Here is a 19,999-nt window from a genome sequence, read left to right on the forward strand (position 1 = left end):
TGGGCGCTGCCACTATTAAATCATTCTTGCTACAACAGACTGTACTACCTATTCACTTAATTAAATGAGCAATCTTGGGGCAATAAAATCCCGTTGATAACACGGCAAACATGTCGTTATTGAGTTGTTCTCGGCAATTGCTCCTGCATTGCGCTACCTCCTGCATCCATGCAGTCGTAAATCAAACATTTTAAGCACCGCTAGCGACAGGTTTAACCCCTCAAAATAATTAAGTATTCTTGCGAATTAATATAATGCCGCTTAGTTATTAAAGTGACTGCTGATGCTTATAAAATTGCTCATCGTCAAGCTCAAATTGGCGCATTAACCAGTCTTTAAAAACCTGCACCTTGTGCCATGTAAAATGCTCTGCTGGCCCCGCTAAATAGTATTTAAATTGGCATGGGTATTCAAAGTCGGGGTAAATTTCAAGCTGCCCAAGTTGTAATTGCGTTTCTATTAGGCGTCGGCGAACGATAGCAATACCTTGCCCTGCAAGGGTTGCTTGTATAACCAATGCCGCATTGTCTATTTCGAGCGAAGGTAACGCATCGGCGTTCATGCCTAATTGCTCTGCAAACGTTAACCAACCTCGTTCGGCATCGGGGCAAATATCTTTTATTAGTTTTTGCGCCATTACTTGCGGCTTAAGCGTTTTAGTTACATCAATTAAACCCGGTTTGTAAGCTAAAAATAAGCTGTCGTCGGTTAAAAGCTCACTTTGTAAGTCTGGGTAATTACCAAGACCAAAGCGGATACCTAAATCAACTTGCCCCGTTGAAAAGTCGGCCAATTGATCGCTAGGTTCAATACGTACTTTTATGTTTGGGTATTGGTGTTGAAAATCGCTGATACGCCCCAGTAACCAGCCACTAGCAAACGAAGGCAGCACCGATAAGTTTAACGTATTTGGGTGACTGTCTTGGCTTAATGACTGCACACCCGTATGCAAATGATCAAACCCCTTGAGTACATGAGGCAACAATTGCTCGCCCTGACGCGTTAGTTCAACGTAACGCGTATGACGGGTAAATAAAGCACAACCCAGTTGCTGTTCGAGTAGCCGAATTTGTTGGCTCACAGCAGCTTGGCTTACAAATAACTGCTCAGCGGCCAGCTTAAAGCTGCCAAGCTTTGCAGCATGCTTAAAATACCAAAGGCTCTTTAAAGGAGGAAGTTTCATATGCGCTTATGGTTAATAAAAACTTAAGCATAGGCAATTTTTAATCGTTTGTCAGCATTGTTCTCTCACGTAATACTCATACAGCCAACCGCCACCAATTAAGGATAACTGTTATGAAATACTGCATCATTTTACTCTTTATTTGCCTATCGAGTGCAAGCTATGCAAACCAACCCGCTGTAACACAGCTTGATACCGACGAAGGCTACCCCTATAAAAACTTAATTCAAAAAGTAGAACGCGTTGAAATTAGATACGTTGAAAACCAATACACAGTAACGTGCCGCGTGAATGTGCAAACACTGCATAATCAATACAATGGCAAAGAGTACACCGTGTCTGCAAAATTATTTGCCAAACGCCCCATGGCCGCTTGCCTCACACGTGACAAAGCCAAACAAATTTTAACCATGCTTTAACCCGTTTCAACCTTGTAAAACTAGGCTACGAAAAGCAGTACTTCCCCAGTAGCCTAGTTTTTTTAGCGCCCAAAATTTCTAACGTCTAATATCAAACGTCTAACTTCTAACTTCTAACTTCTAATTTCTAACGTCTAACTTCTAACTTCTAACTTCTAACTTCTAACTTCTAACGTCTAATTTATAACCTCTTCCACTTTCTCAACTTCAACCGGCTCTGCCAACGCATTCTCACAAAACGCGAACACCGCTTTGGTATAAGGCTGAGCATAATGCGCATCAAGCGCAGCTTGCGATACAAACTGCTCCACTAAAAACAAACAGCGCTGCTCCTTACTTGCAAACAACTCGAATCGGTTGCATCCAGGCTCTGCGCGAGTGGCAGCTAAAATGCACTGTAAACGCCCTTTACACTCTTCGAATAACGCCGCTTTAGGGGTGATTTTTGCAACTATATTTATCATACTGATTCCTTACTAAGTAACTTTAAAACCCATGTTCTAATAGGCGGTGCCACTGTAAACGCCACCACAAACGCAGCCGGCCACGCATTAGCAAAGGCCTTCATCCAACTTGCTATAAACGTATCGCTTAGGCCTAAATTCACGTATGTAACCCATGCCGATAATAAAAACGACATTAAGAACGAAAACGCCGCAGTAAAAATAAAATGAATTTTCATATGTCCTCCTTGGCGTTACTATATTTGCACAGGGCAAGTGACAACAGTCACGAAAATGCAAACTAAGATTGAGGGAGTCGTATGCTAGATGATCTGCATTTGTTTATTGAGATAGCACGCCGTAAAAGCATGAGCCAAACAGCAAAAGATCTCGGCTTAAATCTTTCAACCCTTTCTAGGCGCATACAGGCATTAGAAGACAAACTTGGCGAACCATTGCTGCAACGCACCGCCAGAGGCATTGTACTCACAGCCAAAGGTGAAACCCTTTACGATGAACTCGGTCAGCAAGTGCTTGCACTTAATAGCCAATTAAAACAATTAAATGACTCGTCGGGAGCAAAAGACTTTTACCTCCTGTGCCCACAAAATATCATTGCTGGCCCACTCATGAGCGCAATAAATCAGTTTGCCTTAGCCAACCCTGCGCTTAATCTCCACATTTACCCAAGTAATGCCAATAGCCAACTAAGCCAAAAGCGTTTTGACCTAGCGATTAGAGTGGGCGAGCAACAAGATTCAAGCTATTTTCAAAAACGCCTAGGGGCGATTGCCATAAAGCTAATAGTAAAGAAAGGGGCGCCAACATCACGCTTAGTGCTGCCCTATTCAGAGTCGCAGCTACCTAGCGGATTATTAACCGCATTAAAAAATGAATTTGAACAAATAAGCTTTTGTTTTGATATTACAATCGCCAGAAAAATGATCGAAGCAGGCTACGGTGTAGGCATACTGCCCATGAGTGAAATTAGCTGCATAAAAGACACCCACAACTTTAGTTATGTAGAAACGCCCCACAGCATTCCAGCAAGGCCAATTTACGCCCTGTGGGCTCACTCGCGCACACCCTCTGCGAATGCGCAGTTATTAATAGCGCAACTACAAACCAGTATTGCGGGTTCACCAAGCTTACAGGGGGAAGTATTAGCGCTTTAAGACTTGCTGCTTGTGTTGTAAAAGAGCCTGTCGCAGCGATTTAACATCGCGTATTCGCTCTAGGCTTGGCTCTTTAAGCTCGACATCTAAGATTGACTCTCTAAGCTCGCACATCGCACCTTGGCGCTATTCCGCCCTTGTAGGCGTGAAATTTATTTCGCGCGTTTTTCAATCGCCACAATACACAAAAATACACCGCCATACCTAAAAGCCACCACCCGTAGGAGCCGTTTTAACGGCGAATCTGTCGCAGCGATTTATAGTGCGTATTCGCTCTAGGCTTGGCTCTTTAATATTGAATATCTAAGCTCGCACATCGCATCTCGCATCTCGCATCTCGCATCTCAAATCTCGCACCTCGGCGCTATTCCGCTCTTGTAGGCGTGAAATTTATTTCGCGCGTTTTTCAATCGCCACAATATCCAAATACACCGCCATACCTAAAAGCCACCACCCGTAGGAGCCGTTTTAACGGTGAATCTTTCGCAGGGATTTTATAGCGCGTATCGCTCTAGGCTTAGCTCTTTAAACTCGACTCTCTAAGCTTGAATCTCCAAGCTCGCACATCGCACTTCACAAATCGGCGCTATTCCGCCCTTGTAGGCGTGAAATTTATTTCGCGCGTTTTCAATTGCCGCAACACACAAAAATACACCGCCATACCTAAAAGCCACCACCCGTAGGAGCTGTTTTAACAGTGAATTTGTCGCAGCGATTTTATAGCGCGTATTAACCTCATGCTCGATGTGCATTTACAACTGAAACTCAGAAATTTTAATTTAAGCTTTTGAACTATATGCGCACCTTTGAATGACTTGATAACAAATAGCTTTTTGCATAACTTCATTTAACTGGCATTTACGCATCGATAAGATAGCTTTGGCTAACTGTTTGTGGGAAACAATTGGAAATGGTGGTCGTTGTTTTAATTCAACAAACCAACCTGGAAAGCACAAAATTGGTGTTACTTGTGTTTGAAACCCCGTAGCCTCATTTAACCACTTATAGACCCATTGTGATTGTATTTCCGCTTGCTCAATCGGCTTACTCTCATTCCATGAAGGGAAGGCTAATAAATTGTTTTCAAATCGCACTTTATAATTGATGTCATCTTTTATGCGCTTATGCCGACCTTTTGTCTCAATTGCAAAAACACCATTCGAACCAATAACAAGATGATCAATATTAAACCCATCGGCTTGAATGTCATGAAATATTTGGTAGCCATGTGATTGAAGCTCAATTAACTCAGCTGCAACGGCTAATTCAGCATCACGCCCAAGCTTCAATTTTATAAGTTTATCTGACTCAAGCCATAACTTTCTTGCCGTATAGATTAAGCCGATAGCTATAAAGATGATAAAAAAGTAGTTTAATTGACCACTAGCAAACATTTCGGCAATCCCTTTAAGTGCAAAAGGCATTGTGATAATAAATACTGCTAAAAATATGTAACCTACAACGTCAAATATTTTGTCATTAACTTGGTCATTCAATGTCTGTGCTGCTAAACGCAAAAGCTTTTTACGCTCAATAGGTAACTTTGCATTTTTTTGATGTATCCATAACTTAAAGAATATAACACCTAGTATTGAGTATGCCCCAATGATGACGAATAAAAGACTTAGTCCTTGATTTAAGAAATTTTCCATTAGCATTACCTGTTTTGAAAACAGCTTATTTATACATTAATTATTTAATTCTGTCGCGTTGGCGACGGCAACCAAAGAGAAGTAACCGCCGACTTCTCTTTGGAATCTCTCGGCGCCCCGAGGTTCACACTGTTTCCTCAATTTGAATTAATTAAGTGAACGTAACCAGCGTAGATAGGCCATCCATGGCCAAGCTACGCTTTCTACAGCATCCATGCTGTTAATTACTCATAATTAATTCAATTTCGGATGTGAACACGGGGTGTAACCGTAACTAAAGCCTTCAAATTACCAATGAGTTATTATTTGTTTTCATTATCTATTTTAGTAAACTGACTGTTCGAAAACAGGGAGTCGTTATGGAACAGGTTGGTATTTACGAGCAACTGATTACGCAAGTAATCGAGCAACACCTAGATCGTGAACAGTTTTATGTCGGAGAACGCCAACTTGAATCAGCAGAAGCTGCCACTTGGCTGTCTCGATTTTTAGGTAAGTTAATTGCTCACGCGATTGATGCTATACCTAGTTCAAATAATCGCTTACAAGAGCAAATCAATCTAGCAAATAACTTAGTTTTTTGGCTTAAAGATCATATTCGAGATGATGAGCTAATAAGTGAAAACCTAATAGATAGCCAAGGTAGAATCCTCACTGCACTATTCAATACTGAAAACCCAATTGCAGCAAACCTCAAAGACTACGCCAAAAATATATTTCCATTAACAGGGCTTACCCAAAGCGAATTATTTAGTGGCGCGAATGCGGGTATATCGCTCGAGACAGAATTAAAGCGTGAGATAAAATCGGCCGACACTATTTACTGGTTAGTTTCATTTATAAAGTGGACAGGGCTAAGAATATTTAAAAATGAACTTGAAGCCTTTACCAAAAGTGGTAACAAACTAAAAGTTATCACCACCTCTTACATGGGGGCAACAGATGCTAAAGCGGTTGAGTTTTTGGCAAGCCTACCAAACACTGAAGTAAAACTAAGCTATAACAATCAGCAAGAACGTTTACACGCAAAATCTTACTTATTTATGCGTAACACCGGTTTTCATACTGGCTATATTGGTTCGTCTAACTTATCGCATTCGGCACTCACCAGCGGCCTTGAATGGAATTTAAAAATTACAGCGCAAGAAATTCCGCATATTATCGCTAAAACCAAAAGCACCTTTGAAACCTACTGGCAATCACCAGACTTTGAACTGTTTAGTGGTAAAGTTGAATGTAAAGAAAAGCTAATAAACTCACTGAATGAACAGCGTGGTAAAGGACAAGCAAGTAACCAGTTCTATTTTGATATAACCCCTAAAACTCATCAATTAGCTATTTTAGAAAAACTAAGTGTTGAACGAAGCGTTCACAATCGCTTTAAAAACTTAGTAGTAGCAGCAACTGGCACAGGTAAAACAATCATATCTGCATTTGATTTTAAAACCGTGTACGACCAAAAACCAAATGCCAACTTTTTATTTGTTGCTCACCGAGAAGAAATCCTCACTCAAGCACAAAGCGCATATCGTGGAGTGCTAAAAAATAATGATTTTGGCGAGCTTTGGGTTGGCAACTACAAACCTCAAAGATACAACCAATTATTTGCCTCAATTCAAACCCTTAACAACCAAATCGACAACATAAAATTGAGTGCTGATTTTTATGATTATATTGTTATTGATGAAGTGCATCACGTAAGTGCTAACAGTTACCGTGGCATTCTTAATTACTTCAAACCAAACATTTTATTAGGGTTAACGGCCACACCTGAAAGGCAAGATGAGGCAAATATATTAGAAGATTTCTGTGGTGTTATTGCCGCAGAGATCCGCTTACCAGAAGCCATAAATCAGCGCCATTTATGCCCGTTCCAATACTTTGGCCTTGATGACGATACAGATTTAAGCACGGTAACGTGGCGAGGCGGTCGTTACGATATTAGTGAGCTTAGTAAGCTATATACAGGCGAGAATAACCGCGCGAATAAAATCATATCGAGTCTCAACGACATCGTTACAAATATTAACGCTATTAAGGCATTAGCATTTTGTGTAAGCCAAGATCATGCTGAGTTTATGGCCAGTAAGTTTAACCTTGCAGGTATAAGTGCAGACGTACTTACCAGTAAAAATACTAGTGAACGAAAACACAAACAGCAGGCGCTTAGACGAGGTGAAATACACATACTCTGCGTCGTTGATATTTTTAACGAAGGGGTCGATATTCCAGAAGTAGATACCCTGCTATTTTTGCGTCCAACCGAGAGCCTAACGCTATTTTTACAGCAATTAGGTCGTGGCCTACGTTTACCCGACAACAGCCAAAAGCAATGTTGTACTGTACTCGACTTTGTTGGTAACGCTCGCCCCGAATATGACTTTGCCAATAAGTTTCGCGCACTCATTGGAAAAAGTAACCAGCCAATAAAAACCGAAATAGAAAATAACTTTCCGCACTTGCCGCTGGGCTGTCGTATAGAGCTACAAGAACGCACGCAAAAAACTATTTTACGTAATATACAACAAGCAACAAACAGCAAACGCCGTTTGCAACAGCTTATAAACAGTTATTCTCATCATACAAGCGACGAGCTAACGCTAAGTAACTTTTTACGTATAAACCCACAAGTCACACTAGAAGATATTTATAAACCAAAAGATACAAGGCATGGCGGTTGGCATTGGTTAAAAGACGATGATATTCCAGCAGATCAAGTTGATATATATAGTGCCTATTACAGAGCTATAAATACGCAATTACTTAGCTGTGATTCACTGAGCTATTTGTGCTTTTTACGCGATTTATGTAACAGCGACTTTAGCATTGAGATAACACCTAAAAATCAACAGTATGCACTCATGGCACATTACAATTTTTGGGATAACACTGGCACAAGTCTAGGGTTTAAATCCCTTAAGCAAAGCTTACAAGCACTAAAAAACCCGTTATTACAACAAGAGTTATCAGAAGTAATTGCGCTTTTAATAAATCGTATTCAGCAACAAGAAAGTGATTTAGCGTGCTTACCAAACCATGCAATAAAATTGCACAGCCGCTACACTCGCCAACAAATATTAGCGGCATTCGGCGCGCATACGTTTGATAAAAAATCGACCGCTCGCGAAGGTGTATTAGAGTTCAAAGAACAAAATTTAGAGCTACTATTCGTCACGCTCAATAAGTGCGAAAAAACCTACTCACCAACAACGCTGTATCACGACTATGCAATCAGCCCAACCTTGTTTCATTGGCAAACGCAAAACAGCGCCCGACCAGAACACGGCCGCGGCCTAAGCTACATTCAGCACCAACAAACAGGCAAAACCATCTTGCTGTTTGTGCGTGAACAAAGCAAAGATGAAAACGGCCGAACCATGGGATTTGTGAACTATGGCGAGGTTAAATATCAAAGCCACAGCGGCAGCCAGCCAATGAACATAACATGGGAATTAGTAAGCCCCATGCCAAACGAAATGTGGCATGGGGCTGGGAAATTGGCTGTAGGGTGATTACAAGTAAACTTTTACTCAATTTTATATAAAAATTTTATTTTTTCTACGAAGTCGTTCTGACCACCATAACTTGGGTGCCTAGCTTTTTGTACCTCGTAACTTTTAGAGAACTTAATGACCGAATTTTCAGCATCATTACCTATTGCTATCAATCTTTTAGGTTTCAAAAGATCAATAAGTTGACTCAAAATCTCTTCACCAGCTTTCCGTTCAACAGAATTATGGTTCCGATTTGTAAAAGGTTCACCGGGCTTGAACGGATGCAAAGGAAAGACATTCCAAAGAAAAACAGGAGATTTTATATCATTGAGCATTTCCCATACAACGGATGCAGTTCTCTCTTTTATAGGTAGGCCTTTCGTTATTTTTTCACTCGATAAAGACCATCGATTAAGATGATTTGAAAGATTAAAGTCATCTGTAAGGGCGAGTCCAGTTCTGCGACCTCCTCTATGTCCAAGATCTCTTCCAACCCAAATAGCATCAATTTCGACCTGCGTAGCCTTTTCTAAAAGATCCTCAAGCATAGAAATACGTTTATTTGCAGAGTTAGAATAATCATAAACTTTGCAAGTATCAAAATATGGATTAAAAGTATTCTCAAACTTAATATTTTTTATTGCACTAATAAAAGCTTTACTTCTCATTTGAATCTCCAATCGGTTCATAGGTCAATGTTCTCAACTCCCTATTACCAATTATTATTCCTCCGTTATTCTTTTGAACTTCTCTAAAAACCTTATATCCTTGTAAGATTGCTTCTTCCCATAATTTTAAGGGGCAAGCCTCTACTTCGTAACCACTTACAAATTTCTGAATCGTCTTTAATACATCAAATGAAACACTGTCATGACCCTCAAAGTAATCAAGACCTTTTGAGTAAGAATATAACCATGCAGTTAACCCTTCTTCTACAACTATAGCACGGCCACTATCTTGAGCCTCATCAAATACAACGTCACTTTTTCTCTTATGCTTAATTAGAGCTCTAAACGTGGGAGACCAATGAAGTATCGCAGCATAAGCAAGGTGGAAAACATCATGAAAACGATATCCGTCAGGGTTTAGAATATTATCGGTAAGCGGTGAACCTAAAAAAACACTATTCCATCTTAAGTAGCTTTGTCCACTCTTCCTCTGAGAAATTTCAATTTTAAAACTCCGTGGCAATTGTTCCTCTTGAGGAAAATCCTTATCAAAATCAGGGAGTAATTCTCGTTCAGGAGTCTTAAAACGTCCCATTGCTTTTCTCAAATTATTTCTAGCAATTCTGGCAAAAGACAGATTTACCGAATGAATAGTTTCGATATAAGCCCTAGCAAAATCAATTAATAACTTCTGCTGTATTTCTGTGTCTTCACGCTCTATTTTAAGCAAAGTTGCGGTAACTGTACCCAAAGTAATGAGGTTATTATCTGTAGTTTCAACATTTTGAAGGGATATCACGTGTGATATTGGAGCTTTTTCATTATCACTGGCTGATATTGTTTTAGTATCATTCTCATTACAAGCCTCCATAAATATTTTTGTTATACTTAAATCCAACCTTCTTACGACAGCAGTGAAGTACCATAATGCGTCACCAAGCTCTTCTTCTACGGCTTCTTTATATCCAATGTAAGCTTTTTGTTCCCTTCTATACTTTTTTGTAGCTGACATAACACTACCAATTTCGCCAAAGAGTCCTAATAAAATTGGAGTTAAATCATTTTCTCTAAACCTGTCTGTTTCTTTTATTCCATCTTCATATTCAATTAAAGGTAACGATCCGCATTTATCTTCCATGTGTAAGCCTTCTTTATTTTTTAGTTATATTGGATTTCTATATAAAGTAAATTCATTTATAGTTTTTCAGTCCATTCAATATTAAATTAATACACTCATCTACAAATGGGCTTATCATTAATTGCTTATAATCTTCTACGCTAAGCCCAACATTTTTAGCCAATTTATTTATATCTGCATTTTTAAGAATATGAATAACTTCGTCATAATCGCAATGCTGGTTTTTACTCTTTGCTATCTTTTGTCGTTCATGATAACCGGAGTTATTTTGAGTTTGCCATTTTTCAGTTAAAGTTATAGGAACGACTTTATTACGAATTACATCACAAACATCTCCAACAACACCATTAAAGCCTCCCAATAAAAAAATTGGTTTACCACTATTTATTGATAAAACAATCTCTTCCAGTACACCTGGCATTTTTCCTTTGTAATCAGTTAATTTTCCACCAGCACATATTCTTACAGAACTATTTTTTACAACATGCTCCCGCATTTTTGTAAGAGAACGAGACCAAATGAAAGAGTTCGCCGGAGTATCTGGTTTTAAATATGAGCAACAATCTATTCCATCAGCTACATCTTCTGGAATATCATGTTCAACTGTGAGCATTAAACGACTGTACTTTGCTCTCCATGCTCTAACTTCATTTGTTTCAATCGAAAGAGGCCACGCTAGATGATTCTCTACTTTTATCTCTTGATCAGTTAGGCGGTCAGCTAGTATGAGAGCTTCATCTAAAATGAACTCAGTTAATCCATTTGGTCTTAAATCTCCGCCATAAACTAATTTTGCAGAACGAGCTAACATATGTTTTGCTAAATCTTGTGCTAAATGTAAAAGCTGATCAGGATTTAAATGTGTCCTTTCAAAATTACTTTCGTTGCAATCTGATATTGAAAGACCTACATTTAAGTGAATAAAAGAGTTTAGATCTGAAGGGTTCCATAACGGAGTTATTGCTTCAATTCCAATCATTGAATGCCAATCTGCTTCCTCCATAAATACAGGAGGATCTGGATAACATACCTTTTTCACTCCTTTGTTTTTTAGAGCAAACATTTTCCTTACCTCAGGTGGACGAGCAATTAACTCAATTCCATCAGAGAACCAATTTTTTTTCTGATATTCTAATAATATTTTTTGGGAATACTGGAAACGTATAGTTTCTATAAGTGCCGCGGATAAAACTCTTAGCACTTCTAATTCAGTTATATCACTTAAATTTGGGATACTTATACAAGGCACATTAGAGGATGCTGGAAAAATCCTATCTTCATACTCATTTAAACAATTCACGACCAAAATTGGTCTATCTTTTTCTTTAGCACTCAGTATTTCTCTTTGGCACCAGTATCTGGAAAAATATGAATCAGTTTCAAATGCAATCAAAGTAGAATCCGAAATATGTTTTTCTATTTCGCTTGAAAATAAAAAACCTGCAGCAATTTCTGTTGCATCAAAAAAGCGCCCTATATTAGTTTGATCAATAAAGTCTTTTACTTTTTTTACATATGTTCTACCTTCTGGCTCCGATTTAGAATGACTTAAAAAGATTTTTATTGAATTACTGTTTCCAGTATTTTCACCTTTAGAATCACAAATACCATGTCGATAAAGCTCATGCGATAAAGAGACTAATGCTGTTAAGTGTTTGTTATCTAGTTGCCATTCATAAGCTCTAATGCAATTTAGGCCATCCAATGCACCTTGGTGATTCAAGCCAAATTCATCAAGTGCAATAGGAACTATCCTCATATTTTCACTAACTTGAAAATACTCGATATACTCCTTCCAAGCTTTATTTCCTAAGGTATTTAGACTTGTAAAAACAAAAATAACACTCCGTTGAGCATTTATCATTGGAGTGTTGGAAGGTGTTATATTTCCACTAGATGAGCTATAGAAAAAAATAGGTAGATTAATTGCTCTAGAGAATGGTTTTGCTTTATCTCTCGAAAAACTATTTTTTACGACATTTATAATTGGCTCAGCTAATTTTTTATCCGATGGACTCCAAACAAAGCTGATTGAAAGGGGGGTTATGTAATCATTAAGCATAAGTCAATCCAATTAATAAAAATGTAAGAATCAAGAATCAAACAATAATTTTCCCCGTTTTTTGAGAGACTCGTTTATAAGAAATGCTGAATTGGCAAGGATCTGAAACTACAGTATTTAAAGACGAAATATTATTTTTATATATATTATTAATTATTTCTCTAGCCTCATTTGAACTATCTAAAGAGATTTTTTTACACCCAGGCTTTGAAATATAATTAACAGACTCTAAATCAACTTCCTTAGCTTCAGAGCCAAAGTAAAAGAAAAAGTCAGATAATAAAACATCCTCACAATGCCCAGTATCTCGTTCTAAGTTTTCAGTATTTATTGAGCCGTCAGAGTTACTATGATGAGAATTCTCTTGTATCCAATTATTTTGAGAGTCCCTATGATAAATATTATCTCCAACCATTTTTAATTGGCTTCCATTCCTACATGGTCGCTTCAGAATATAACGTGGATCAGCCCAATACTCTTCGAAAGTCATTTTTTCTGTAACTTTCATTAAGAGTATGCATTTACGGTGGACACCAGCCCCTAAATCTCGTCCTCCTACACCTAAGATCCAATCATTAGGTTGAGCACTTTTTCGGATTTTTGGTTTACATGTAGCTAATGAGCAACAACCAAAAAAAGGATTTGGAGCGAAACCGAAGTCCCTTGCAATTACATATATATAGAGATTTGAATTTTTAGATATTAACACACTAAATGACTACCTTTTTTATCAGCCGCAAGGCTACCATCAACATTTTCAAACCGACTTTCTCCCTCTAAAGCATCAATAATTGCTTCAGAACGCCAGGCAACTCTCGAAGACTCATACTTCTCTAGATTAACAGGAACTTTTACTTGATCTTTTAAACCGTTTTCATAAACACCTATAATAGGCTTTCCTAATTTGTGAGCCATTTCAATCTCCCAATTTACCCAAGGTCTTGAATGAGTCTCTTTACCTATTACAACAATAACTTTACTTGCCCAACGCATCTTCATTCGTAATAATCTTTTTATCGTTTCATCACTTACTTTCTTTTGCTCCAAACGCCTTTGATTATCGGGCTTTGCTCTTATTGAGCTATTTCTAATATTGTATTCTTTTCCAGAAAGGACCTTAGTGATACCATCCACGCTAGAATCATCTTTATGATGATGACTAATAAAAACATTTCTTAGTTTAGCCATTTTTCTTCCTATAAAAAATCTTAAATTGATTAATTTTAAACCATTACTTTGCTATAAGTACCAATAAAATCAAACTTAGAATTAGGTTTCTGAATCAGTAAACTCTCAAAAATCGATCACTAAAGCATCTAAAACTCACAACGAAAGCTAGTGCACACATATCAAAATATTTTTTCCCTAAAGCAAGACTTACAAACCATTATCTACACGTTATAACTTGGCTTACCTTCCGCCACTAAACCAAGCTCATTATTTTGCTGTTGATAAACAGCACTTTCTGCAAACTCGAAACTATTTATGCCTACCCACAATTTGGCGCTATTTGCCTGTGCAACCTGATATGCCCAGTCGCTCACTGAGCGTGATTTTTCGGCATCACAATTAAAGTAATCGCTCAACTCACGAGATATATGCTGGTTATATATAACGAGGTTTTGTTCTTGCCAGCGCTCGCGGTGCTCTTGCGCAGCTAAAAAGTCGCGTTTGCTGTTATTGCATTTACTATGAGCTGCCACAAAGTTGTGGCCTAAATCGTTGGCGTAACGCGTAAACGGAATAAAGTGATCAACCTCGGTTTTGCTGTTTAATGCCTTTTGACAATAAAAGCAGTGACCGCGTTGTAGTTCTATTAATACAGGCTTTGCTTTATTGAGTGCATTGCGATCAAAGCCAAATAAAAAGTCATGAAGTTGGCTTTGTGGGCCGATTAGCGCTTGGTTGTATTTAATACTTTGAATTTTTTGTAGCCATGCATTTTTAGCTAAGTACACAACTAAGTCGTAAAAGCGTCTAAAGCAACTGGCAATACCTGCATTTAAGGTAATGTATTGCTGCCCTTTAACATGAGGATATAAGAAACACTCTTCCTTGCCATTTAGCTTTTGTAATAACCATAACGGTCCATCTTTAATGGTTTGTAACGTTGTTCTGCGTATGTTTTTCCAATCACTGCACTTTTTTAATTGGCTAACTGAAGTAATGTTATTTAATTTTGCATCGTGCAGTGTGGTGATGATTTTGGCTTGTTTTTTGGAATTGGTATTTTGTAAAAGCAGCTGGTCTCTATTATTACCAATGGCACCAAAAGGAGATGCTTGATGCCAATACAACGCAATAAACTTTTCGACTAATTCATCAAATGTTATTGGTAATTGCGCATTCGGATCTATTTGCTGTTTTTCAATGCTGATATCAGCAAGCGCATGCAACAAGGCAAACTTGTAAGTGGCACTAAAGTCCCCTTCCACCAGCATGCGTTGAATATAAGCGATAAAGTCGAGCTGTTGCTGCATAGCCATATCCAAACTATGCCTTTAATGAAGGCTTTGATAAAACGCTGAGGGCTTCTTTTAAGCGCATAAGCTAAATCCTGTTACTGCGGCTTAAAATGAGTAAACCGCTCCATGGTTATTTATTAATACTAAATAACGAGCCGTTAAGCTGCTATTAAGTTTAAAAACAATCTAGCACGAATAGCCATGATAAATATAGGGTTTATCGATGAATAAAGTGGTTGCTCTAAATTAACATGTGAGGGATTCGTTTAAAAATGCGGCATAACGAGGTATGCCGCGCTGTCGTTTTATAATTTATAAGACTAAAGACTTACTTTGGCGTTCGTCTATGCAAAATGGCGTTTAGCCATATTTCGTTGGCGCGCTCTGGGCGCTGGTCGGCGCTTTGCCACGACTTTAAAATAAACAGGTTGGTGTTTTTAATAATGCTTTCGAGGCCAACTTCGTTTAGATCGGTAAATTCGCGGCCGTTGTGTTCTCGCTCGCCGTCGCCGTATTTAAACGATACATACACAATACCTTGAGGTTTAAGTGCGCGGGCTAGGTTATTAAAGGCGTCGGTTAAGTCGTTTTTTGAGACATGAATTAAACTTGCGCAGCACCAAATGCCGTCGTATTTTTCAACGTCTTTTAGGTCTTGAAAGCTGCTTACTGCCACCTCTTGGTTTAAGTATTCTGAGGCTAGCTTGGCTATTTCGGGGCTTATATCAAACGCATCAACGATAAAGCCGCGCTCTTTAAAAATAAAGGCGTCGCGGCCAGAGCCACACCCAGCATCTAACACAGTGCCATTTTTTGGCAGCAGCGGTAAAAACTCATCGTAAAGCTGAGTTAAATCTACATCGAGCGTGGCATCGACAAATGCTTGTGCGTTTTGGTTGTAGTAATCGATTGTTTTGGTTGCCATTTTACGTCCTTTATCGTGGCAGTAGTGCTTAGGTTAAAAATAGCATTAAAGCGAGATATCGGTAAATAAAATGAATGAAGAAAGTTTAAATAGGCCAAACCAGTTACACAAAGCGCGGCATGAAACTGTCGTTGCATTTTTACTGCTAATCGCCCCAAAAGTGTTAATTAATTTAAACACGCGAAGTATTCTCCCTGCCTACCTCATGACCAATTTAACACTTTAGTTGGTAAAAGCTGCGCCATTGCACGCGTTATGTTTGATATATAACAGGTTATTTGTTGCAAAAGTCACAATTTAATGGGGCTTTTGTCGCCCATTTCTAAACATACGACTATAATGTTAAGTGAAATCAACATTCTTAATACTAAATACTAGGGATACACAATGAAAAAACTTCCTATCGCATTGGCGCTATGTGCTGCTTTCGTGTCTGCAAACACGCTTGCAGAAGTTCGCATAAATGGCTTTGCTTCAATTGTGGGGGGTAAAACTCTCGACGACGACACAACTTTATACGGCTACGATAACGATATCTCTTTTAAGAATGAGAGCATGTTTGCTTTGCAGCTTTCAGCTGATTTACAAGAGAAATTAAGTGCGACAGCACAAATTGTTGCCCGTGGCGATAACGACTTTGACGCTGAGTTTGAGTGGGCTTATTTAACCTATGAGTTTACCGACGAGCTGCAACTAAGCGCAGGTAAAATGCGAGCGCCGTTTTACCGCTACTCAGACTTTTTAGATGTGGGTTACACGTACCGCTGGGTTCGTCCACCGCAATCAGTGTATAACTTACCGTTTTCGACCTATGAAGGTTTAAGCTTATTGCACAATACCCAATTAGGCGATTGGGACTCTACCTTGCAAGTTATTTACGGCAGTTTCGATGGTGATATTGCGGTTGTATCTGTTAATGGCGACACTGAGTTAAACGACATTGCGGGTATTAACTGGACTCTAGCCTACGACTGGTTTAGCGCTCGCGCTGCTTACTTTGTTGCCGAAACAACCATTGATATTGCAAACGATACCGACGCAGGTATTGCACTTAATGGCTTAGAGCAAGCATTACGTGGTGCAGGCTTTGTTGATCAAGCCAATGATATTGCTGCAAATGAAGATGATGGCTCATTCTTTGCGCTTGGTTTTTCGATTGATTACAACAACATTTTATTTGACGCTGAATACACTGAGTTTGAAGTAGAAAACAGTGCGCTGGCTAAACAAACACAATATTACACGTCGGTTGGTTATCGAATGAATGAGTGGACCGTTCACTTAACTTACGAAAACAACGACGACAAACACGATAGTAATCGCTATAACGCGTTACCTGCTGTACCGCCATTAAACGCGGGTATTAACCAGGTATTAGAGGGCGTTAAAGCAAAAAGTAACGTTTACACCATTGGTACTCGTTATGACTTCCACCCGTCTGCCGCTTTAAAAGTTGACTTTAGTCGCTTTAAAGATGACATCACTGATACAGAAACTGATGTCGTTGCTGTTGCTGTTGATTTAGTTTTTTAATTGGAGTTCATAATGAAAAAATTACTATTAGCTACAGCGGTAACGCTTTTATCGAGCACCGCTTTTGCAGACGTTGCCGTGATTGTTAATCCGGCCAATGGCAATGCAATTGATGAAGGCACCATTAAAAAGATCTACCTTGGTAAAGCAAAGTCGTTCGACGATGGCACTAAAGTAAACCCTGTAAACCAAGATGGTAACAGCGTGAGCGATGAGTTTAACGACAAGGTGGTAGGTAAGTCGAGCAGCCAGCTTAATGCGTATTGGTCTAAGCTGGTTTTTACCGGTAAGGGCACGCCTCCTGAAAAGCTGGCGAATGATCAAGCCGTTATTGACTTTGTTGCCTCTAATAACGATGCAATTGGCTATATTGATGCTGCGAAAGTGACCGACAAAGTAAAAGTTATTGCGACGTTTTAATCGGTATTTGTTTACGTAGTAAAAAGCCACTTCAATATGAAGTGGCTTTTTTAATTTTAGCGTGTCGCTTTTAGCTTATTCAACTTTAAATTTTGCTGTGGCGTCTAACAATGAGTCAGACAGGTAATGTAAGTTTTTAGCAACATCGCGTACTGCCGAAAGCGAGTCCATGGTCTCTTCGAACGACATATGCATGTTAGATACATTTTCTACAACCATGCTGGCAACAGAGGTTTGCTCTTCGGTTGCGGCGGCAATTTGCGAGTTCATGCCGTTAATTTCTAAAATTTGCTCAGAGATTTTCTCAATCGATAGGCCTGTATTCTCTGCGGCTTCGGCGTTGTTCATTGCCATGTCGCGCGCTGAGTTCATTGCATTTACCGATTCACTGGCTGCGGTGGTAAGTGTTGAAAGCAGCTCTCTGATTTCATTTGTCGATTGCGATGTACGTGAAGCCAGTTCTCTTACTTCGTCGGCTACCACGGCAAAGCCTCGACCTTGCTCACCGGCGCGCGCGGCTTCAATTGCAGCATTCAGCGCTAATAAGTTGGTTTGCTCTGCAATTGAGGTAATCACATTCAAAATTTGCGTTACGTTTTTAGTGTCGCTTGCCAATTGGTTGATTGTTGAAGCGGCTTGGTTTATTTCGTCGCTTAAGGTGCGTGACTCTATCACTGAGCGCTGAATTTGCGTGCGGCTTTGCTCTACTTCGCGCTCTGCTGTTTGCGCTGCTTCAGATGCACTTGCAGCAGAATGAGAGATGTCGGCCACGCTTTGGCGCATTTCTTCCATTGATTGCTTCACTATTTCTGCATCGGTCGTTTGTTTGGTTGTGGCTTTTTCGGCGCGTTCCATACCTTGTACTAATCGGGTTGAGTTTTCCATTAGCGGCTCGCACACTGCAATTACTTCAAGTACTGCGGCCTTTAATAGCTTTATAAAGGCATTAAAGTTAATGGATACATGACCAATTTCGTCTTTAGCATGCACAGCCAGCTGCGTGCTTAAAGAGCCTTTGCCATCCGCAAGTAAGCGTAAGTTGTCGGCAGCCGCACTTGCAGACGAGCCAATACCACGGGCAATCCAAATTGAGGTAATCACCAATAAAACTAACGATATAATCGACACAACGAGCATTAAATGCAGTGCGTTGTCAGAACGCGCTTTAGTGGCTTGTACTAATTCAAAAAAGCGGTCATCAGCGCGCGCCTGAGCCCCTTTAAAACCGGTGAGTACGGCTTCATATAGCTTTGTTTTTTGCTGTGCCTGTTGCTGAATTTTACTAAAGTCGGCTGTACCGTCGATCATGGAGCTGGCAATAGCAGAAGAGGTTTTTGCGTATTGCTGTAGTTTTTCTTTTGTTTCTGCGTTCACATAGCTGTTATTGATAGCAATAATATTTTGCAGGTTTTCGTTAATTACTTTGTACGTTTGTGCTGCGCTATCGACTAAGTCTGACTCGCCAAAGGTGACCGCTTGTGTGTATAGCTCATCGAGCTTTTCGAGTAAGGCCACATTTGCAGAGGTGAGTTTAACGACTTGATAAGACGACTTTTCTAGCTCATCAAGTGAGCCTCTATTATCGCTCATCGCGATATAGTTGGTTAGCACAATAATGACAAATGCAATGACTGCAATGCATGTTATGGCATGAATTTTTTTTGTAATACTTAGATTTTTAAATGAAATACCTGCAGACATTGAATCCACCTTTGCTGTCTTGTTACCTAGTATTATCGCCTGTTTTCCCTAAAGTATTAATTATATTTTCATTTTCAGACTTTATTCGTATAAATAAAGTGTAGTATCATCATGATATAGGCTTAACTTGTGTGATTTTTCTAGTATAGCAGTTATCTAAATAGACACGCTTTTTGGTGTCAGTATTTTTAGATGTAATTCATTTATTTTCGCTAAGTTAGCAGATTATTTCGAACAGAAAACCGGTGTTAATTTGGGGGGAAAGGTCACATTTAGGGCAACAACACTAGGCCATGTTTATAAGGCATGCCCCTACTTTATACCCCCAGCCTAAACTTAAGGCTTGTAAAGTATGTTTGCTGGCTGTTTTTTCGCTACACACCTTACGTGTTAAGTAACTAACTAGCATAATAATCACGTTGTGTCTCGTCCTAAAATACGTTGACGGTTTTAATTGAAGGCCAGTAGCTTTTGCTCCTGGTCTTTTTTATGCACTTGGTTTGGGGTTTCCATGCCTAAACTCAAATGCGGCCTCATTTCATTGTATATTACTATTGATTCTTCGACGAGTTCACGTAGCTCTTTCAGATTTTGGCATTTATAGAGTAAGAATTCTTGCTTCAATATGCCATTAATGCGCTCCGCCAATGCATTTTGATAGCAATCATAGCCATCGGTCATCGATGGAGTAATGCCATTTTCATTAAGCTTTACTTGATAT

General features: G+C 39.2%; 18 protein-coding genes. 5 read left to right on the top strand and 13 right to left on the bottom strand.

Going from position 1 to position 19,999, the window contains the following annotated elements; translation table 11 throughout:
- Positions 1-268: 268 nt before the first annotated feature.
- Positions 269-1,183, bottom strand: coding sequence for a LysR substrate-binding domain-containing protein (locus tag LPA49_RS07415; RefSeq protein ID WP_074988479.1), 915 nt, complete (start codon positions 1,181-1,183; stop codon positions 269-271).
- 113 nt (positions 1,184-1,296) lie between these two features.
- Between LPA49_RS07415 and LPA49_RS07420 the strand changes: the two genes are divergently transcribed.
- Positions 1,297-1,602 (top strand): hypothetical protein, encoded by a 306-nt coding sequence (locus LPA49_RS07420; RefSeq protein WP_074988478.1) that lies wholly within the window; start codon positions 1,297-1,299, stop codon positions 1,600-1,602.
- Positions 1,603-1,778: 176 nt separating this feature from the next.
- Here LPA49_RS07420 and LPA49_RS07425 read toward each other — a convergent pair whose 3' ends face one another.
- Together LPA49_RS07425 and LPA49_RS07430 are read right to left on the bottom strand one after the other, a co-directional pair.
- On the bottom strand, positions 1,779-2,066 hold the full coding sequence (locus LPA49_RS07425) for a putative quinol monooxygenase (protein ID WP_230236221.1): 288 nt from the start codon (positions 2,064-2,066) through the stop codon (positions 1,779-1,781).
- Entirely contained in the window at positions 2,063-2,284 is a 222-nt protein-coding gene (locus LPA49_RS07430) for a DUF2798 domain-containing protein (RefSeq protein ID WP_074988477.1), read from the bottom strand. Before LPA49_RS07430 ends, LPA49_RS07425 begins: the two co-directional genes overlap by 4 nt.
- An 81-nt stretch (positions 2,285-2,365) precedes the next feature.
- On the opposite strand from LPA49_RS07430, the gene LPA49_RS07435 reads away from it, so the two are divergent.
- Complete coding sequence (locus LPA49_RS07435) at positions 2,366-3,220, top strand: LysR family transcriptional regulator (RefSeq protein ID WP_230236223.1); 855 nt, start codon at positions 2,366-2,368, stop codon at positions 3,218-3,220.
- 779 nt (positions 3,221-3,999) lie between these two features.
- On the opposite strand, the gene LPA49_RS07440 is transcribed toward LPA49_RS07435, so the two are convergent.
- Positions 4,000-4,872: a nuclease-related domain-containing protein gene (locus tag LPA49_RS07440; protein ID WP_036972500.1), complete on the bottom strand. Its 873-nt coding sequence runs from the start codon at positions 4,870-4,872 to the stop codon at positions 4,000-4,002.
- 359 nt (positions 4,873-5,231) lie between these two features.
- On the opposite strand from LPA49_RS07440, the gene LPA49_RS07445 reads away from it, so the two are divergent.
- Positions 5,232-8,384, top strand: a complete 3,153-nt coding sequence (locus LPA49_RS07445) for a DUF3427 domain-containing protein (protein ID WP_230236225.1) — start codon at positions 5,232-5,234, stop codon at positions 8,382-8,384.
- A gap of 14 nt (positions 8,385-8,398) precedes the next feature.
- On the opposite strand, the gene LPA49_RS07450 is transcribed toward LPA49_RS07445, so the two are convergent.
- The 7 genes from LPA49_RS07450 to LPA49_RS07480 all read right to left on the bottom strand — a co-directional run bounded on the left by LPA49_RS07450 (position 8,399) and on the right by LPA49_RS07480 (position 15,624).
- The gene (locus LPA49_RS07450; RefSeq protein ID WP_230236227.1) at positions 8,399-9,034 is read right to left on the bottom strand and encodes a uracil-DNA glycosylase; all 636 of its coding nucleotides are present in this window, start codon (positions 9,032-9,034) and stop codon (positions 8,399-8,401) included.
- Positions 9,024-10,172, bottom strand: a complete 1,149-nt coding sequence (locus LPA49_RS07455; RefSeq protein ID WP_230236229.1) for a nucleoside triphosphate pyrophosphohydrolase family protein — start codon at positions 10,170-10,172, stop codon at positions 9,024-9,026. The genes LPA49_RS07450 and LPA49_RS07455 overlap by 11 nt, the downstream gene beginning before the upstream one ends.
- A gap of 52 nt (positions 10,173-10,224) precedes the next feature.
- Positions 10,225-12,234 (bottom strand): TIR domain-containing protein, encoded by a 2,010-nt coding sequence (locus LPA49_RS07460; protein WP_230236231.1) that lies wholly within the window; start codon positions 12,232-12,234, stop codon positions 10,225-10,227.
- 37 nt (positions 12,235-12,271) lie between these two features.
- Positions 12,272-12,943: a hypothetical protein gene (locus tag LPA49_RS07465; protein WP_230236232.1), complete on the bottom strand. Its 672-nt coding sequence runs from the start codon at positions 12,941-12,943 to the stop codon at positions 12,272-12,274.
- Positions 12,937-13,422 (bottom strand): TIR domain-containing protein, encoded by a 486-nt coding sequence (locus LPA49_RS07470; protein WP_230236234.1) that lies wholly within the window; start codon positions 13,420-13,422, stop codon positions 12,937-12,939. Before LPA49_RS07470 ends, LPA49_RS07465 begins: the two co-directional genes overlap by 7 nt.
- Before the next feature lie 203 nt (positions 13,423-13,625).
- Complete coding sequence (locus LPA49_RS07475) at positions 13,626-14,714, bottom strand: HNH endonuclease (RefSeq protein WP_230236236.1); 1,089 nt, start codon at positions 14,712-14,714, stop codon at positions 13,626-13,628.
- 313 nt (positions 14,715-15,027) lie between these two features.
- Complete coding sequence (locus LPA49_RS07480; RefSeq protein ID WP_075593399.1) at positions 15,028-15,624, bottom strand: bifunctional 2-polyprenyl-6-hydroxyphenol methylase/3-demethylubiquinol 3-O-methyltransferase UbiG; 597 nt, start codon at positions 15,622-15,624, stop codon at positions 15,028-15,030.
- 387 nt (positions 15,625-16,011) lie between these two features.
- Here LPA49_RS07480 and LPA49_RS07485 point away from each other — a divergent pair, with 387 nt between their 5' ends.
- Together LPA49_RS07485 and LPA49_RS07490 are read left to right on the top strand one after the other, a co-directional pair.
- A complete protein-coding gene (locus LPA49_RS07485) occupies positions 16,012-17,157 on the top strand; it encodes a porin (RefSeq protein ID WP_230236238.1) in 1,146 nt (381 codons plus the stop codon).
- Between the two features lie 12 nt (positions 17,158-17,169).
- A complete protein-coding gene (locus LPA49_RS07490) occupies positions 17,170-17,577 on the top strand; it encodes a phosphate ABC transporter substrate-binding protein (protein WP_065979240.1) in 408 nt (135 codons plus the stop codon).
- 75 nt (positions 17,578-17,652) lie between these two features.
- Here the strand turns inward: LPA49_RS07490 and LPA49_RS07495 are convergent, their stop codons facing one another.
- Together LPA49_RS07495 and LPA49_RS07500 are read right to left on the bottom strand one after the other, a co-directional pair.
- Positions 17,653-19,278 (bottom strand): methyl-accepting chemotaxis protein, encoded by a 1,626-nt coding sequence (locus tag LPA49_RS07495; RefSeq protein ID WP_036972510.1) that lies wholly within the window; start codon positions 19,276-19,278, stop codon positions 17,653-17,655.
- 450 nt (positions 19,279-19,728) lie between these two features.
- A partial coding sequence (locus LPA49_RS07500; RefSeq protein ID WP_230236240.1) for an integrase core domain-containing protein occupies positions 19,729-19,999 on the bottom strand: 271 nt, incomplete at its 5' end.

This window comes from Pseudoalteromonas sp. MB41 (assembly GCF_020966275.1).
Lineage (GTDB): Bacteria > Pseudomonadota > Gammaproteobacteria > Enterobacterales > Alteromonadaceae > Pseudoalteromonas > Pseudoalteromonas lipolytica.